1 rRNA gene is annotated in these 1,406 nt (G+C 23.7%); it reads left to right on the top strand.

The features are described 5' to 3' along the window. Positions 1-105: ribosomal RNA gene (rrf, locus tag ARA56_RS16215) — 5S ribosomal RNA — on the top strand; the annotation flags it as partial. Between the last annotated feature and the right edge of the window lie 1,301 nt (positions 106-1,406).

Genomic DNA, 1,406 nt, shown 5'->3' with positions numbered 1-1,406 from the left:
GGCGTAGAGGAAACACTCCTTCCCATTCCGAACAGGAAAGTTAAGCTCTACAGCGCCAATGGTACTGCACGGGAGACTGTGTGGGAGAGTAGGACGTTGCCTGGTTAGTAGAAACACTTAAGTTTATCTTAAGTGTTTTTTTGTTATATAAAGAATATTACAAATTAGATAGGGATATTTAAAAATTTTATTTTATATCTTTGTATGAGATAAAAAAGCGTACTTTGGTAAAAATATATTGAGTTTTTACAATGAATTTAAATTATCAAAGAAGAGATATTTTAATGAACAACATATAGTTTGTTATATAATAAATGGAATTATGAATATCAAATTGTTTTCGTACAAAAGTATAAAAGGTAAGGGTTATTATGTAGATATACAAATGAAAAAATAAAAACGTAATTGAATATTATATAAGAAATCATATACAAGAAGAGTAGCAAGTTATATAAATGGTAAGTAAAATAGATGAGAATATTATAGATAGATTGGTAAATGATAATAATTCAAATTCATTTATATTGAATTTTCCCTAATAAGTATTTTATTATTAACAGAATAAGCTCATATAGTAATAGAATATATGTAATTAATAAAAAATATTAAGAAATGAAATCATTGAGAATATATAGTTGCTTATTAGACAATGTAAATATTCTATCTACAATGGGAAGTATTTAAATAATACCAATATGAAATATATGATATAAATTAACATGTATTAAGTCTTATGATTAGTAAGAAGATATGAGGGATATACTGTAGCTTAAAGAAAAATAAAATAATTCTATGAAAATTATAGGCAATGAATATTTAAATAGATTACTAAAGTTACAAATAATAATAGTATTAGACAATAGTCTATCTTTAGGAATATGATATATTTTAAATATAGATGAAGGAATTTCATTTGAGTAAAATTAAAAAAATACAAAAACAAATAAAAATTTACTTAGAAAGAGAGCAGATTAAATTTTAAAATGATAATTTTAGAAGGTTATTTTTCATTTTACATGCTATGTTGATAATGTTAATTATGTTAGTAAATTCATAAATGGTATATGTAAATATTGTGGATTATGTTAAGTAAGTGGATAAGTATACTTGTATTAATATACCACTACTCCTAGTGTATCAATAGTAGTAATACTTAGAAAAATAGAGTAATATTAAGCATACATAGATTAATTAATCAAAAGTAGTAAAAATAGATTAATTTATATAGAATTATAGTGATAAGATAAATCTCGTCGCTGATGCGAAACAACAAAAACACAAGACAAAAAAGTGTTTGACAGTTGTTTTGGTAAGTGATAAGATAAGTCTCGTTGCTAACGAAACTAAGTCAAAAAAACTTTGAAAAAAGTTGTTGACATAAAGTTGAGTGAGTGATAAGATAAGGA

The sequence above is a fragment of the Clostridium disporicum genome, assembly GCF_001405015.1.
Taxonomy (GTDB): Bacteria; Bacillota; Clostridia; order Clostridiales; family Clostridiaceae; genus Clostridium; species Clostridium disporicum_B.
The sequence above is the reverse complement of the archived record's forward strand: the minus strand, read 5'-3'. Positions and strand labels throughout refer to the sequence as shown.